The following is a 12,467-nucleotide window of genomic DNA, read 5'->3' as shown; positions in this document are numbered from 1 at the left end:
GGCGCGGCCGCCGCCCGCCTGACGAAGGAGGGGTGAATGCACGTCGTGGCCACGGCGGGGCACGTCGACCACGGGAAGTCGACGCTGGTGCGGGCGCTGACCGGAATGGAGCCCGACCGTCTGGCCGAGGAGCGGCGGCGCCGACTCACGATCGAGCTCGGGTACGCCTGGACGTCGCTGCCCTCGGGAGAGCGGGTCGCGTTCGTCGACGTGCCCGGCCACGAGAGGTTCCTCGGCACGATGCTCGCCGGGGTCGGCCCGGTGCCCGCCGTGATGTTCGTCGTCGCCGCCGACGAGGGGTGGATGCCCCAGTCGGAGGAGCACCTGGTCGCGCTGCGCACCCTCGGCGTACGGCACGGCCTGCTCGTCGTGACCCGCGCGGACCTCGCCGACCCCGGCCCGGCGGCGAAGGACGCGGGCGACCGTCTCACCGAGGCCGGTCTCCGTACGGGACCGGCGGGCGGAGCGGTGGAGACGCTGGCGGTGAGCGGGCGCACCGGCGAGGGCCTGGACGCGCTGCGCGCCGCCCTCGACCGGCTGGTGGCGGCGCTGCCCGCGCCCGATCCGGAGGCGCCGGTGCGGCTGTGGATCGACCGCGCGTTCAGCGTGCGCGGCAGCGGCACCGTCGTGACCGGCACGTTGCCCGCCGGTCGCGTGGAGGTCGGCGACGAGCTGGAACTGGACGGCGAGCCGGTGCGGGTGCGCGGTCTGGAGTCGCTGAAGGAGCAGGCCGAGTCGGTCACCGGGGTGGCGAGGGTGGCGCTCAACCTGCGTGGGCGGGTCGCCGCGGAACGCGGGCACGCGCTCGTCACGCCCGGCGCCTGGACGGCGACCGGCCTGGCCGACGTGCGCGTGACGATGGCCGAGGGCGCGCGGGGGCCGCTGCCGGGCCGGCTCACCGTCCACATCGGGTCCGCGTCGGTGCCGTGCGAGGTCCGGCCGCTCGGCCCGGAGGCGGCGCGGCTGCGCCTGGCCCGGCCGCTTCCGCTGCACGTGGGCGACACGCTGCTGCTGCGCGACCCCGGCCGCGGACAGGGCGAGCTTCGCGTGCTGGCGCGGGCGACGGTCCTCGACGTACGGCCGCCGGAGCTGCGGCGGCGGGGTGCGGCCCGGGAGCGGGCGAAGGCGCTCGCGGAGGCCTCCGCCGACGCCGCGTCCCTCCTGCGTACGCATCTGCTGCTGCGCGGGAGAGAACTGGTCGCGATGGGCAGCCCGCCGCCGGGCCGGCCGGTGACCGGGGACTGGCACGCCGATCCCGGCTACTGGACCGGTCTGCTCGCCCGGCTGCCCGAGGTCGTGCGGCGCCACGCGGAGGCGCATCCGCTGGAGCCCGCGATGCCGCTGGAGGCCGCCCGCCACGAGCTGGGCCTGCCCGACCGCAGGCTCGTGACGGCCCTCGTACGGCCCCCGCTGACCGTGGCGGACGGCCGGATCACGACCGGCCGGACGGGGACCGGGGAGGCGGGGCTGCCGGCTCCCGTCGCCGGGGCGGTGAGGACCCTGCTGGCCGGCCTCTCCTCGGCGCCCTTCCAGGCGCCGGAGGCCGGGCGGCTGGCCGAGCTGGGCCTGGGGCCGCGCGAGATCGCCGCCGCCGTACGCGCCGGGGCGCTGCTCCGGGTGGCCGACGGGGTGGTCCTCGCACCGGGCGCCGACGCCCGGGCGGCGGCGGTGCTGGCCCGGCTGCCGCAGCCGTTCACGGTCAGCCAGGCCAGAAGCGCGCTCGGCACCAGCCGCCGGGTGGCCGTGCCCCTGCTGGAGCACCTCGACCGCCGGGGGTTCACCGAGCGCGTGGACGACGTCCACCGCCGGTCAGTGTGAGGGGACGTCGCGAGCGCCGGACGCCGGGTTGCCGGGGTCGACGCCGAAGCTGATGACGCGCCGCGGGTGGACGCGGATGATCGGGCCGGGGAGGGGCGCCGCCGAGTCGGCCGGCTCGGCCAGGGCCTCGCCGTACCCGCGTATCTCCAGGCAGCGCACCCGCCAGGGGTCGACGGACGGGACGTCGTCCACGACGAACGCGACCCTGCCGTTGGCCAGGACGTTGCGGAACTTGCGGCTCGCCGCCATGTCGCGCCCGGCGATGTCGATGGTCCGGAGCCCGGGGTTGTAGCGGAACCCGACCGGGCTCACCTGGAGCGTCCCGTCCGGCTGGAGCGTGGCCAGCCGGCCGATCCGCTGACCGTGGAGGTACTCGATCTCGCGCTCTGTGAAGCTCATGCCGACATCTAATCATGTGTTTGATTGACAGTTGTCACTCAATCGATTGAATGGCTAGGGTGAGACGCATGTCTTCAGCACGGCGCGCACCTCAGGAGCGCGGGCAGGCGGCCGAACGGACCCGGGAGCGCATCCTGCGGGCGGCGGTCGAGGAGTTCGGCGCGAAGGGGTACGCGGGGGCCCGCACGGCCTCCATAGCGGAGCGGGCCGGGGTCAACCAGCAGCTCATCTCGTACTACTTCGGCGGCAAGCAGGGGCTCGTCGAAGAGCTGCGCCGCAGGTGGGCGCGCGCCCAGGAGAGCGTGACGCCGCCCGGCGCGACGTACGCCGAGAGCGTGGCCGCCCATCTCGCCGCGACCCTGGACAACCCGGACTGGTCGCGACTGATGATCTGGCAGGCCCTCGGCGACAGCCCGGCCGGCACGGGCGACGGTCCGGCCGGGGAGAGCGACGACGAGTGGGCGGCGGCGCAGCGCGCCCGGCTGCGCGAGGCCGTCGAGCGGACCCGCGGGCGGCAGGAGGAGGGAGAGATCACCGATGAGCTGGACGCCGAGTTCGTCCTGCTGGTCGCCTACGCCCTGACCTTCGCGCCCATCGCGCTGCCGCGGGTGGTCGAGGGGATCGTCGGCGCCGATCCGTTGTCGAAGGAGTACCGCGAGTGGGTCGTCGGGCAGCTCGCGGCCATGACGAGGAGACGTTCATGAGCAGGACGGTCGTGTTCTCCGCCTACGGGGGCCCCGAGGTGCTGCGCGTCGGCGCGGGCGACACCCTGCTCGTGCACGCGGCGGCCGGCGGGGTCGGCACGTTCGCCGTGCAGCTCGCCAGGGCGGCCGGGGCGACGGTGGTCGGCACCGCGAGCGAGCGCAACCACGCCTACCTGCGGGAGCTCGGCGTGATCCCGGTGGCGTACGGAGACGGGCTGGCCGGGAGGGTGCGCGCCGTGGCCCCGGGCGGAGTGGACGCCGCGCTCGACGCGGCCGGGACCGTGGAGGCCCTGGAGGTCTCGGTGGAGCTCGTGGCCGACCGCACACGCGTGGGCACGATCGCCTACCAGCCGGCCGCCGACCGGTTCGGCGTCCAGCGGCTGAGCACCGAGCGCTCCGCGGCGCGGCTCGCCGGGCTCGTCGCCCTGTGGGAGAAGGGTGAGCTGCGGGTGCGGATCCAGGAGGCCGTTCCGGTCGAGGAGGCGGCGCGGGCGCACCGGCTGATCGAGTCCGGTCACACCACCGGCAAGCTCGTCCTGGTCTTCTGAGCCGCCGCCGGTCAGGCCGTGAGCTCGCCGCCCAGCGGAGAGGCGGGGTAGCCCGGCACGCCGCCGCGGACCTTCCACGGCTCCTGGACCAGGTCGTCCGGAAGGGACGCCAGCTCGGGGACGTACCGCCGCACGTACTCGCCCTCGGGGTCGAACTTCTTCGCCTGCCGCAGGGGGTTGAGCGTGCGGTAGGGCCGGGTGTCGTTGCCCGTCCCCGCCACCCACTGCCAGTTGCCGGAGTTGTTCGCCATGTCGCCGTCCACGAGCCACTCGCCGAAGTGCGCCAGGCCCGCACGCCAGTCGATCCCGAGCCGCTTGGTGAGGTAGGAACCGGTGATGAGCCGCACCCGGTTGTGCATCCACCCCTCGGCGCGCAGCTGCCGCATCCCCGCGTCGACGATCGGGACGCCCGTCACGCCCTCCCGCCAGGCCGCCTTCGCGTCCTCGTCGCGCCGCCACTCCACGTCCCTGTCGCGGTAGTCGCGCCGGCCCATCTCGGGGAAGTCGTTGACGACCTGGTAGTGGAAGTCGCGCCAGCACAACTGCCGGACGTACTCCTCGCCGCCCGGCCGCTCGCACGCGCGCTCGACGACCTCCGAAGGCGACACGCAGCCGAAGTGGAGATAGGCGCTGAGCATCGAGGTGCGGCCCGCCATCCGGTCGCGGTCCGCCGCGTAGGAGGCCAGCCCGTGGCGCACCCAGTGGTCGAGCCGGCGCCGTCCCTCGCTCTCCCCGCCCCGCACGATCCCGTACGGCTCGGGGGGCAGCGCGGGCAGCTCTCCGGGTTCGACGCCCGGCGGCAGGCGCAGCCGGTGGGGTGCGCCGAGCACCGGCCTGTGGGCCGTGCCCGACCAGGCCCGCCAGTACGGCGAGAACACCCGATAGTGGTTCGACCCGGACGAGCCCGGGGTCAGCGCGCCGGGGGGCACCACGGTCACTCCGGGGAAGAGCCGGAACTCCAGCCGGTGGGTCTCGCACTCCGCCGCCAGGCGCCGTTCGCGCCGCCGGGCCAGCGAACTGACGTCCTCACTCGCCCAGATCGCCGACGCGCCCGTCTCCTGGGCCAGGCGTACGGCCTGGGCGACCGGGTCGCCGTGGCGTACGACGAGGTTTCCGCCGAGCGCCCGGAGAGACGACCGCAGGTCGTGCAGGCAGGCGTGGAGGAAGTCGCGGCGGTGCCGGGCCTCGATCGCGGGGTCGAGCACGAACAGCGGCACGACGTGCCCGGCCGACGCGCAGGCCTCCGCCAGCGCGGGGTGGTCGTGGACCCGCAGATCCCGGTTGAACAGCACGACGACGGCCTCCACGCTCCTCTCTTCGTGGTCCCCGGCGCCGGTGGTTGCGGCGCGCCGGCGGAAACCGCGGGGATCGTGAAGATCGCGACGATCAGCCGCCCAGCGTGCGTACGGAGAGAACCGCGAGCCAGGCCCAGCCGATGGTGACCGAGACGCGCTGGATCAGTCCGCCCAGATCGACCAGGCCCTCCTTCTGGGCGAAGGCGGCGCTCGCCAGCACCATCGTCACCGCGAAGAGCACACCGCTCGCGGCCGAATAGATCGCCCACCCACGCGTGCCCGACCAGGCGAACACGAAGCAGGCCGCGGCCAGTGCCACGAACCCGGCCAGGGAGAAGAGATCGTGGAGGACTCCCTGCCGGGTGTTGGGCTGGGGCAGGTCGGGAGTTCCCGGAGGAAAGCCGCTCACCGGATCCGTACGGAAGAACCCCGCACAGAGCAGGCCGATCGCCCACACGCCGACCAGCAGCGCGCCCCAGTGTGAGGGGCCGGCACGCCAGAGGCCGACGGCGAAGGCCAGGCAGAGCAGGCCTCCGACGAAGAAATTGGTGGTCTGGGTCCATCCGCGATCGCCGATGGCGAGGGAGCTGACGGGATGGCGTAGCGATCTGTAGCCGGCGCGCGTGGCGCCTTCCACGAGGTACGCGACGGTGAAGAGGGGGCCCACGACCAGCCCGCAGCCGAGCAGCAGCCGATCAAGCATGGCGTCAACGTAGGCTGACGCGATGCGGTTGTCAACCTAGATTGACAAACGCCGGGCGGCCTTGTGCCGGGAAATCGCGGAGATCGCGTTTCCATGGCCTTCGGGGGGCTGTTCCGGGCGACCGGGGCGGGCGGCGCCGGGTGGAGTCACTGTGGGCAAGCGCCCTAATACCGAGAAAGCATGAAAGGCAGGTTATTCCCCGGAAATATGAAGGTTATTCACATCGGATGTGGCGATCGGATGACGGATGGCGGACGGCGGTGGAAACCCGTCCCGGCACGTGCGTACGCGCGTGCAGAATGGGAAGGTACGTGCAGGTCATCCGGGTCTCGCTGAGGGGAAGGGGAGACGTGTCGCGACCTCTCCAGACAGGCTGGGAGTTGATAACGGGCGTCTCTTCTGGGCCCCTTTCGGATGGCCATATCAGTGTTATTTGCGGCTTATCCTCAACTGAGGATTTCTCGGGTTCTTTTCCTTCCCAACACATCCGAGTCAGTCTAAGATCTCGTTCTATGTATCGGTATGCATCGGATTTTCCCGCCGCGCAAGTGGGGCGCCTTGGCCGCGGTGATGCTCTGGCCGAACATGACGCAGTCGCCGTCCTCCACCTGAACCGGTGCGCATGAGCCCGCCCGCCGGGGATGTGACGCTCGACCCCGGCCGGGGGATGGCATGGGTGGACGAGCACGGCGCCCACCTCGTGGACTACGCGTCCTATCACCTTGAGCCCTCCGCCACGCTCACGGCGGTGACCGCCGCGTTGCGGTCGTGCGCCGCCCGCGAGCGGCCCGGGAACGTGACAGACCGCGCCTGGCTGCTGTCCGCGCTGCGCAGGGAGTGCGCCACCGGACCGGGGCGGGGGTTCCTGCCGGGTGCGGGCTCGGGAGGGCCGGACCTCCGCGCGGTGAGGCGCGCGTGGCGGCTGGCGGACCCTCTGGGCGCCGAGACGCTGCGCCTGCTCTACCGCCACGAACTCGGGTTACGCGATCTCGTGCACGTGCTCGCCCTGCCCTCGAAGGAGGCCGGCCGGCTCGTCGCGCGCACCCAGGACGTGGTGGAGATCCTGGTGAGCGGGCTGGACGGGCTGGCCAGGGGCCGTCCCATCTGCCCGGAGCTCGGCCCCCTGGCTGCCGCCGTCTTCCCGGACGAGAACAGCGAGGCGGCCGACTTCGGCGCCGCTCGCACGGCTCTGCTCACGCACATCGTGACCTGTGTGGTCTGCAAACGGCCCATCAACATCCGATACACCGTTCCGCAGGTGCTCTCCCGTCCGCCGATGGCCGACCTCACCTCCGAGACACGGCAGCGGCTCCTCGACGCCCTGAACCGCCCCGCCCCCGCACCGATCACGCCGGCCCCGATCACGCCGGCCCCGATCACGCCGGCCCCGATCGCCTCCGCCCCGGTCGTGCCCGTCCGGAGGTCGCCCGTCCCCGCCCTGCCCGCCCGGCCCGCGCCGGCTCGGCCGGCGCCCGGCCAGGACGTACCCGACCAGCCCGGGCCCGACGACTCGGCGCCGGACCGGCCCGCGTCCGGCGAGGCGCCGTCGTCGGCGCGCCGTCCTCCCTTGTCCTTCGGGCTGCCGCTCACCGCGCCGGTGGGGACGGCCCCCGCCCCCGTCGCCCCCGCGGCGTCCCGGACGGTTCCGCCGCGGGCCCCGGCGTCCCCGGCCACCCCGGACGGCGAGCCGGAGCACGGCCGTGACTCCCGGCCCGATCCGAAGCGCGCCTCCCAGGGCGACCCGAAGCCCGGCTCGCGGCGTGACCCGAAGCGTGACCCGAAGCCCGGCACCCGGCGTGACTCCCGGCCGGAGCGGGGCGCCGAGGCGGCACCGGAGCGACCGGTGCGGCCCTTCTCGCAGGAGGACACACAGCCGAGCCTCGTGCGGCCCCGAGGCACGTCACGGCCATCCCGGCCGCCGGGTGCGGGACGGCCGCCGGGCGGTTCACGGTCCGGGACGTCCGAGCACGCCGGCTCTCCCGGAACCACCGCGGCGCCGGGCTCGCGGGGTGGGCCCGGCACACCACCGGGCCAGGACACCCCCCTGTACGACGCCCTGCTTTCGCAGATCAGGGCCAGGGAGGCACACGCCGACACGCCCGAGACCGAGGCCCTCGTCCCGGCTCTGGATCGGGCCCTGGACCCGGCCCCGGCGGAAGACCTGGAGCGCTCCGCGCGCCCGTCGCCCGGCGTCCAGATCAGGATCGTCGCGATGCTGGCGCGGGTCGTCACGCTGCTGCGCGCGACCGCCGTACGGATCATCATCGTCATGGTCGCGGGAGCGGCCGGGACGGTGGCCGGGATCAACCTCTTCGCCCCGGCTCCACAGCCCAGGAGCGCGGGGATCACACAGACGACGGCCGGTCCCGGCGCGGCCGGAGCGGGCGCCCCGCTCGGCGCGGGGACGGCGAGCGCCCCCGCGAGTATCCCGGTGGACACCCCGGCTGCCGGAGCGGGCGCGGGCGGCGCCGGCGCCTCGACGGACGGGGCGGCGGGAACGGACGGCACGGAAACCGGCGGCACGGAAACCGACGGCACCACGAACGACGGCACCACCAATGGCGCGACGGGCGGAGCCTCCGGCGGACCGGAGGCGACCGCGACCGCCTCGCCCGGGGACACCCCGGCCTCCCCGGCCGCCGTGCTGATGGGTGCGTGGGGCATCCAGGCGCCGAACGTCATCACGCTCGACGCCTTCGGCAGAGGCACGATCTCTCTCTCGACGACCGCCGGTAAATCGGTGAAATGGCGGATAACGGCTCCCGGCCTGTCGGTCGTGCCGTCCAGTGGAACGCTCAAGCCCCGGCACACCGCCGTGCTCACCCTTCGCGCGCAGCGAGTCCGCTACTGGTGCGGGGTCCCCGCGCCGACGACGACGCCGCTCGTTCTGCACGGGCCGAAGGGCGAACGCACCGCCACAGTGCAATGGAGCACCTGTTGACAAGTGCGATGGAGCATCTGCTGACCGCCTCCCCGTTCCCCCACGTCCTCGGTGAAAGGACCCGACCATGACCGAGATCCGCACCTCGGCGCCGACATCCGCCGAGCAGTTTCCGGACAGCGTGCCCCTCACGGCCGAACACCTGCTGATCAACCGCCGTGTCGAACCCACCGGCGGCTGGCGGCGGCTCGTCTACCAGCTCTCGGGCGGGAAGATCAACCCGTCGGAGTCGGCGGCGGAGCTGGAGCGCCGCACGCTGATCGCGCAGGCGCAGACTCCCGTGGCCAGTGGGCACCACCGGATCGCGGTGATGAGTCTCAAGGGCGGCGTGGGGAAGACCACGACGACGGCGGCGCTGGGCAACACGCTCGCCTCCCTGCGTGGCGACCGGGTGATCGCGATCGACGCCAACCCGGACCGGGGCACGCTCGGCATCAAGGTCAAGTCGGAGACCGCGGCGACGATAAGGACACTGCTGGCCGAGGCGCCGCACATCGTCCGGTACGCCGACGCCCGCGCGTTCACCTCCCAGTCGTCCGCCCGCCTGGAGGTCCTCGCCTCCGACACCGACCCGGCGGTGAGCGAGGCGTTCAACGCGGAGGACTACCGCACGGTCGCCAACCTGATCGAGCGCTACTACTCGATCTGCATCACCGACTGCGGCACCGGGCTCCTGCACGGCGCGATGGGGGCGACGCTGGAGCTCGCCGACCAGATCGTGCTGGTCACCATGGTGGCGGTGGACGGAGCGAGCTCGGCGGCGGCGACCCTCGACTGGCTCACCGCCCACGGCCACGGGCACCTGGTCAAGAACGCCATCGTGGTGCTGAACGCGGTCGAACCCAAGTCGCACGTCGACGTGGACCTCCTCGAACGCCACTTCTCCGGCCGGTGCCGCACGGTGGTGCGGGTGCCGTTCGACCCGCACCTCAAGGAGGGCGCGGAGGTCGACCTGACCCGGCTGCGGCCCACCACCCGCGGCGCGTACCTGCGGCTGGCCGCCGCGGCGGGGCAGGCGTTCGGGCAGCGGCCGGACCGGGGCCACTAGTGGGACAGATCTACCCCGAGCCGGAGCTCGACTGGGATCTCGGACCACCGCGACGGTGGGACCCCCGGCATCTGATCGTCGTGATCGCGGGGGTCGTCACCGTCGTCGCCGTGGCGGTGATCGTGCTGCAGACCCGGGACTCCGAACCGCCCGCTCCGCCGGTCCGGGCGGTCGCCCCGGCCGTCGCCCTGGCGATGCCCAGCGATCACGAGGGCGACGGAGGCTATCCGGTCGGCTTCCCCCGGACCGAGCTCGGTGCGGCCTCCGCCGCGGCGGCCGCCCTGGAGGCCGCCTGGACGCTCGACGTAGGGCAGGCCGAGCAGGCCGCCGCGCTGTACGCGCCGCCGGACCAGCAGAAGGCGGCGCGCGACGGCGCGCGCGAGGCCGTACGCGGGTGGCGCGAGACCCTCGGCCTTCCCGTCGAGGGCGACCTCCCCGCAGGGGCGGCCCTGCGAACCCAGACGATCGGCGTGCAGTGGAACGTCCGCTCCGACGACCAGGTGCAGGTGTCGGTCCTGGTCAAGGTGACGGCGACCACGGGCGCCGGCGGCAACGGCCCCGTCTACTCCAGCCCGTACGCGATGAGCCTGCTCATGGCGTGGGCGCCCGACATGCGTGGCACGAACAAGGGCGACTGGGTGAACATCCCCGACCCCACGCCTCCGTCCGTGCCCGCAGCAGCTCTCCCGGGGACGCCCGAGTTCGCCGCGGCGGGCTGGAAGTCCCTCGTCGATCCCCGGCCCACCCCCTAGATCGAGGTTGAGCCTCATGCCCCCCCGAATTTCTCCTCGACGCGCCAAACTGGTCTCCGGCCTGCTCCTGGCCGCGGTCTCCGCCACGGCCGGCGCCGTCGCCGCGCAACCCTGGACAGCCGTGGCGGAACCCGGCCACGGCTCCTCGTCGGACGGATCCGTCCCTCTCGACCTCGCCGACGCCGGACAGGTGGACGACTCCGCCGACCGGAACGACGACGGCGCGTCCGGCGCCCGCGCAGCCTCCGCGGCCGATGCGGGCGGCGGTTCACGTGACAGGGCGTCCGCGAGTGGATCGGACGGCGGTTCGCGTGAGGCGGCGCCGCGCGCCGATTCCGCCCCCCGCGCCGGTCGCGAAGCCGAGCCCGCACAGCCGCGGGCTCGGATGGCACGCAACGCGGACTCCGGGAGCGACTCCGGTTCCGGAGGCTCCCGCCCCTCCGCCGGCTCGTCCGGTGGGGACGGCGCGTCCAGCCATTCCTCCGGTGGCTCCGACCGGTCGTCGGACCGGTCCGACGACGGCACGCGTGAGGCCGCCGACACTTCCAGGCACACGTCGGGCCGTGGGTCCGGCGGAGACCCCGCCGACCGCGCTCCCACGCACGGCGGATCCGGCGGGGACCGTACGTCCGACCACCGCGCGTCCGGCGGGCACAGCTCTTCCGGTGGACACAGCTCTTCCGGTGGACACAGTGCCTCGGGCGGACACAGTGCTTCCGGCGGGCACGGTTCCTCGGGACGTTCGGCGGGTGGAAGCGGCACCAGCCGGAAGGAGCACGGGCGCAGGGGTGATTCCGGGGCGACCGGCACCACCCATCGGAAGCGGCCGGCGCCCGAGGCGACCGGCCGGCACAAGTCCCAGCCGGACCCCGGTGCGGCGTCCTCACCTGGGCCGGCGGCGCCCTCGCCCTCGCCGTCCGGATCCGGGCAGCCCGCGCCCACCGCGAGCGGCGCTCCCACGGCGACGGCGTCGCCCGTTCCGACCGGTCAGGACACCGCGGCTCCGCACACCGAGACGACCGCGACGGCGACTCCGGCTCCGGACACCACCGTGAGTGCTACGCCTGCCCCGTCCTCCGGAGCGAGCACGGCACCGAGCGCCACGCCGAGCGCCACACCGAGTGCGGAGGCGTCGCCCACGCCGGCGCCGAAGGACAAGGACGCGCCGAAGGACAAGGACAAGGACAAGGACAAGGACAAGGACAAGCCGAAGGACAAGTCCGACGAGAAGTCGAAATCTGACGACAAGTCCGACGACAAATCCAAAGGCAAGCCGGCCAAGCCGCCCAAGGCGGCGCACCCCCCGAAGGCCGGCGGCAAGTCCGAGAGCAAGCCTGCTAAGCCGCCCAAGGGGTCGCAACCGCTGCCAAAGCCGAGCGTGACCACCGCCTCGCCGGCGCTTCCCACGGCCGAACCGGCACTGCCCCCGGACAGTCCGACGGGCACGATTCCGCTGCCGGCGGGCGGGTCCGCGGCGGTGCCGCCGCAGGCGGGCGGCGCGCGACAGCCGCAGGCGCCGTTGGCGATCCCCGGCTACCTGCCGCTGCCGCCGCTCGCCTCCCACTCGCGGGAGGACGGGTGTGGTCACGGCCACGCCGCCGGCTGCTGGAGCCTGGCCCCCTGGCGGAGCCGTACGTCCGGGTTCCCCCTGGGGACCGCACCGGGCGGACAGGCGGACAGCCCGGCGATGCCGCAGTGGGCGTTCGCCCCGCCGGGTGGGAAGAACTCGGTTGCCAGTCCCTCCGGCGTGCCCGGCGTGTTCACCGCTCCCCGGGCCGCGTTCGACGGGGCGCCCGCGTTCGTCCAGGCCGGTTCGGTCGACGAACGGTCCGGGTGCTGGGCCTTCAGCCCTTCGGTGGTGTGCGCGCGAGCCGACTGACCGGACCGGGCGCGCCCGTGTGTTACGCCGTCGCCGTGCCGGGCACGCTGCCCCTATGGAGCATCGGGCAGACGAGCAGGTCACGGCGGCGGTGGTCACGGTGACGCCGTGCGAGGACGGCCCGCTGCTGGTCCGCGGGCCGTTCACGCTCACCACGCAGGACGGGCGGCGCATCGATCCGGGCAGGGCGACGGTGGCGTTGTGCCGCTGCGGCCGTTCCTCGGCCAAGCCGTTCTGCGACGGCTCGCACAAGGCGGTCGGGTTCCGCGCGTCGAGCGAGCCCGACCCGCCCGCCTGACCGGCCCGCCTGTCCCGCATCGCATCGCATCGCAGTGCGCGAAGGGTGAGCGGCCGCGATCGGCCGGCGTAGAGCATGGACT

General features: G+C 73.9%; 11 protein-coding genes. 8 read left to right on the top strand and 3 right to left on the bottom strand.

Features of this window, described 5'->3' with window-relative positions; genetic code table 11:
• Positions 1-36: 36 nt before the first annotated feature.
• Entirely contained in the window at positions 37-1,818 is a 1,782-nt protein-coding gene (locus tag HHX40_RS23535) for a selenocysteine-specific translation elongation factor (RefSeq protein ID WP_182882358.1), read from the top strand.
• On the opposite strand, the gene HHX40_RS23530 is transcribed toward HHX40_RS23535, so the two are convergent.
• On the bottom strand, positions 1,810-2,217 hold the full coding sequence (locus tag HHX40_RS23530) for a PPOX class F420-dependent oxidoreductase (protein WP_138461541.1): 408 nt from the start codon (positions 2,215-2,217) through the stop codon (positions 1,810-1,812). The two genes, HHX40_RS23535 and HHX40_RS23530, sit on opposite strands and share 9 nt — an antisense overlap.
• 68 nt (positions 2,218-2,285) lie before the next feature.
• On the opposite strand from HHX40_RS23530, the gene HHX40_RS23525 reads away from it, so the two are divergent.
• Positions 2,286-2,921, top strand: a complete 636-nt coding sequence (locus HHX40_RS23525) for a TetR/AcrR family transcriptional regulator (RefSeq protein ID WP_259403883.1) — start codon at positions 2,286-2,288, stop codon at positions 2,919-2,921.
• Positions 2,918-3,469, top strand: a complete 552-nt coding sequence (locus tag HHX40_RS23520) for a zinc-binding dehydrogenase (RefSeq protein ID WP_182882356.1) — start codon at positions 2,918-2,920, stop codon at positions 3,467-3,469. Before HHX40_RS23525 ends, HHX40_RS23520 begins: the two co-directional genes overlap by 4 nt.
• A gap of 11 nt (positions 3,470-3,480) precedes the next feature.
• Here HHX40_RS23520 and HHX40_RS23515 read toward each other — a convergent pair whose 3' ends face one another.
• Both HHX40_RS23515 and HHX40_RS23510 read right to left on the bottom strand, forming a co-directional pair.
• Positions 3,481-4,776 (bottom strand): cryptochrome/photolyase family protein, encoded by a 1,296-nt coding sequence (locus tag HHX40_RS23515; RefSeq protein WP_182882355.1) that lies wholly within the window; start codon positions 4,774-4,776, stop codon positions 3,481-3,483.
• A 79-nt stretch (positions 4,777-4,855) separates the two neighbouring features.
• Positions 4,856-5,467, bottom strand: a complete 612-nt coding sequence (locus HHX40_RS23510) for a DUF998 domain-containing protein (protein ID WP_182882354.1) — start codon at positions 5,465-5,467, stop codon at positions 4,856-4,858.
• Between the two features lie 622 nt (positions 5,468-6,089).
• Between HHX40_RS23510 and HHX40_RS23505 the strand changes: the two genes are divergently transcribed.
• From HHX40_RS23505 to HHX40_RS23485, 5 genes are all read left to right on the top strand, one after another.
• Positions 6,090-8,408, top strand: a complete 2,319-nt coding sequence (locus tag HHX40_RS23505; protein ID WP_182882353.1) for a hypothetical protein — start codon at positions 6,090-6,092, stop codon at positions 8,406-8,408.
• 67 nt (positions 8,409-8,475) lie between these two features.
• Positions 8,476-9,456: a MinD/ParA family ATP-binding protein gene (locus HHX40_RS23500; RefSeq protein WP_117409899.1), complete on the top strand. Its 981-nt coding sequence runs from the start codon at positions 8,476-8,478 to the stop codon at positions 9,454-9,456.
• Entirely contained in the window at positions 9,456-10,208 is a 753-nt protein-coding gene (locus HHX40_RS23495; protein ID WP_182882352.1) for a hypothetical protein, read from the top strand. The genes HHX40_RS23500 and HHX40_RS23495 overlap by 1 nt, the downstream gene beginning before the upstream one ends.
• Positions 10,209-11,259: 1,051 nt before the next feature.
• Complete coding sequence (locus tag HHX40_RS23490) at positions 11,260-12,087, top strand: hypothetical protein (RefSeq protein ID WP_182882351.1); 828 nt, start codon at positions 11,260-11,262, stop codon at positions 12,085-12,087.
• Positions 12,088-12,142: 55 nt separating this feature from the next.
• Positions 12,143-12,385: a CDGSH iron-sulfur domain-containing protein gene (locus HHX40_RS23485; RefSeq protein WP_138461552.1), complete on the top strand. Its 243-nt coding sequence runs from the start codon at positions 12,143-12,145 to the stop codon at positions 12,383-12,385.
• The last annotated feature ends 82 nt before the right edge of the window (positions 12,386-12,467 follow it).

The organism is Microbispora sp. H10949, from assembly GCF_014161435.1.
Taxonomy (GTDB): Bacteria; Actinomycetota; Actinomycetes; order Streptosporangiales; family Streptosporangiaceae; genus Microbispora; species Microbispora triticiradicis.
The sequence above is the reverse complement of the archived record's forward strand: the minus strand, read 5'-3'. Positions and strand labels throughout refer to the sequence as shown.